This is a genomic window from Kaistella yonginensis (assembly GCF_030409525.1).
Taxonomy (GTDB): Bacteria; Bacteroidota; Bacteroidia; order Flavobacteriales; family Weeksellaceae; genus Kaistella; species Kaistella yonginensis.
The window spans coordinates 1-3,183 of sequence record NZ_JAUFQB010000001.1 but is presented as its reverse complement, the minus strand read 5'-3'; the positions used below and the strand labels follow the sequence as shown (position 1 = coordinate 3,183).

Below are 3,183 nucleotides of genomic sequence, written 5' to 3'. Positions count from 1 at the left end.
CTTTGCACCAAAAACAAAGCTCCCTTAAATCGCTTTAAAAGAGGTCGTTTTTTGTTATAAATTTTGGGTAATCTCGAAAATATTGGGGTTGTGCAACGGTTACCATTGTTGGCAGACGGTGTTATTTTACTTTTATGTACCTCAAGTAATCTCCATGTTCTTGTCCTTTCGGGGGAGGAGTATAAATGTATAATGCTAAAACACTATCTTTTTTGCGATAGTAAATATTTATATTGTTAAAAAAGACCGATTCATCGCTAAAAATGCTAATCGTTGGATGTTTCTCTTTATAATCATTGTGATAATAAAAAAAACTTATAAGATTTTTGTTATGAAGTTGATGGGTTTTAGGTTCTAAATAATTATTAGCAACAAATGTTTTATCTGTTTTAATATCTAAAGTTAAATCCAAATCTAAAGGTATATTATATCTTTTCTTTGAATCCTCATCCAATTTGTAAAGACCAACAAGTTTTTCAAAAGGAAGAGGTTTTGAAGCATCTACATACTCGAAATCTTCGTTGAGTGCTGCTTCAGGTCCTTCTTTGCAAAAAAATAAGCTCAATAGAGATAATAATAAGAAAATATTTTTCATATGCATAATTTTAAGGAATTATTATAATTTCTTTCCAACCAAAAGTTTCGCCAATTGTTCCTCCAAGATGTAATCCTGTACCACGAGGTTTGTCGGGAATTATACTATCATCAGTAGGATTTCCGTTATAATCGTTTAAGCCTCTTGATCCAGAAGTCCATCCTGTTTTGTTTTTTACAATATAAGTAAGTTCATATTTGTTATTTCCCAAAGAGGTTATGTAAACATCCGTTTGGTAAGAGCCCAAACAGAATTGCATTCCGTCTAATTTTGTAATTGTATTGATGGTTGCATCTGTTCCAAAAATCCATTCTCCATTAAATGGATTTAATTTGCCTTCTTTGATTCTTGTTATAGCTTGTTTTCTCAAATCCATTATAGAATTAGGGGAAGGAGTTCCGTTAGTGTTAACTTTATGAGTAGTCAAATGTCTCATATTGGAATCGTTAGGAATTCCACTGATGGTATAATCGAAACCGGCAAATCCTAAAGTAGGCATATTGCCTAAACCAGTAGAGTTATTTATGGAAAAATTTCCTAATTCAAAAAGCCAACAACCAACAATATCTTTCCACTTCATGGTATGAATATCATAGTTTATTAATCCTTCGTTATGTATTTCGTTTCTCATCTTATCAATTCCTTTGTTCGCATAAATTAATGTTGCAGGATATTTGTCAGTAACTTTTTTTAGATTAGTAAATAAAATTTTTCCATATTTTACGGCAATTGGAATACTGTTTTTAAATCTTTCTTTCATTGATGATTTTGTGTTATTCCAATTTGGCCATGATGTATCTAAATTATGTAATGTATTATTTTCGTTATTAACCAGTAAATCACTCATTACATCTGCTGTATTTTTATTATAATCAATATTTTGGCTATCTAATTCTAATAAAAAAGCTAAATCATATACATTATTACAGTAATAATTTTTATAGGATTCGTTAAAATTTAGATAATTAGTAACCCATTCAACCATTTTAGATTTTTCTACTGTATTGTTTGATAAGTAATTTCTAATATATGTGTTTAGATCTACATTGTCTTGTAAAAGATTTAGTTGCTCGTCATTTAACACAATATTAAAATTATAGAGTAATCTGAAAATAATTCTCACATTTCCATTATAGTTGTAAATATTTGGGTTTGCCAAATACCACGGAATATTTTCTTCGGGTGTATTACTACCAGAACCGCCTGTGTTGTTTCCACCACCAGTTGTACTTCCCGAAGAACCATCATTTCCCGAAGTCCCTGTTGAACCAGAGCTTCAAGTTGAACCAGGAACACCAGAACCAGTTAAATAACAATAATCGGAAACACAAAGATTACAACCATCACAAGCTCCCTGACAACCAGTACAGTGGTAAATTTTAAAGCAATCCATAATCTCCCTTGCGTTTGGATTTGATTCTAAGGGTTCACTAATGTTGAAAGATTTAAAATCGTCACCGTTATGAACATGAACCTTGTCAAAAAGTTCCAAAGGAATGGAAGAATATTTTCTGTCACCAAAAATTTGTCTGTCGAATGAAAGGAAAGTCATCAGAACACTTTCCCGAATCGTTTTATCAACTTGCTGATTGTGAACAAAGTCTTCGAGCTGTTCATTGGTAACAGTATAAATATCGGGATTGTCAGAATCAAGATTTTCCACATACAAAAGAGAAGAAAGAAAATTCTCTTCTTGTCTGAGAGGAATGATCAGTATTTCAGAAGTTTCATCTCCTTTGTTTGAAGTTTGATGAGCTTTAACATCAGCATGAATGAGATACTCCCAAACAGGAAGTCCTTTTTTGTCAGATATTTTAGAAAGGAAATTGTTTTTGGTGTTAATTTTTTCTAAATGCTCAATAGCATTAGAAATCAGAGAAATGTCTTCGGATTTACTGTTTTTAATGTTGTTTTTAAAGAATTCTTGAGCCCTGTTTTGTTGCTGTTGGTTTGTTGTCCAGTCTGCTTCTTGCCTGCAGCCGAGAATGAGAAATAAAATTGCAACCGCTAAGATTTTCAAAAGATTTAGATTTTTCTTCATAAGTGTTTTTAGTTTAGTTAATACTTTTTACGTTGAAAACAGGTTTTAAACGGAATTTTCTTTTTACACTGTTTGCCAACGGAAAAAGTATTGGCGAAGTGCGGGCTTAATTTGAACGAAAGTTCAATTTAGACTGAACGTAGCCGATGCTTTTTTCGGATTGTTAAATTACAAAAAATAATAATACGAAAAAGCAGCGGCGGCTAAATATTTCTGCTTTTCAATTCAAACCTTATCCCCGCATTTTGCCAATACCNATATAGAATATTATCCGTAAATTAGTGCATGCAAGGAAAGAAAATAATTAGCCCGCAACTCTTTTACCATCAGAGTCTGGATGAGATGGTTCCCGAAGATAATTTCTACCGAAGAGTTAATGAAAATCTGTCGCTTGGTTTTCTTTATAAAGCTACCAGATCGTACTACGGAAGCTGCGGTCAATATAGTATTGATCCCGTTGTATTTTTTAAAATTCTAATGGTTGGTTATCTGAATAATATTAACAGTGATAGAGCTTTAATGCGCTTTTGCAGCAATTGTCTGGATG

Annotated in this window: 4 protein-coding genes; 1 reads left to right on the top strand and 3 read right to left on the bottom strand. The window is 32.1% G+C overall.

Annotation, left to right across the window (positions count from 1 at the left end):
• Nucleotides 1–121 precede the first annotated feature (121 nt).
• The 3 genes from QWY78_RS00020 to QWY78_RS00010 all read right to left on the bottom strand — a co-directional run bounded on the left by QWY78_RS00020 (nt 122) and on the right by QWY78_RS00010 (nt 2,636).
• Nucleotides 122–595, bottom strand: coding sequence for a hypothetical protein (locus QWY78_RS00020; protein ID WP_290215626.1), 474 nt, complete (start codon nt 593–595; stop codon nt 122–124).
• Nucleotides 596–605: 10 nt separating this feature from the next.
• A complete protein-coding gene (locus QWY78_RS00015) occupies nt 606–1,754 on the bottom strand; it encodes a hypothetical protein (protein ID WP_290215625.1) in 1,149 nt (382 codons plus the stop codon).
• Between the two features lie 117 nt (nt 1,755–1,871).
• The gene (locus QWY78_RS00010) at nt 1,872–2,636 is read right to left on the bottom strand and encodes a hypothetical protein (protein WP_290215624.1); all 765 of its coding nucleotides are present in this window, start codon (nt 2,634–2,636) and stop codon (nt 1,872–1,874) included.
• 285 nt (nt 2,637–2,921) lie between these two features.
• Here QWY78_RS00010 and QWY78_RS00005 point away from each other — a divergent pair.
• A partial coding sequence (locus tag QWY78_RS00005; protein ID WP_290215623.1) for a transposase occupies nt 2,922–3,183 on the top strand: 262 nt, incomplete at its 3' end.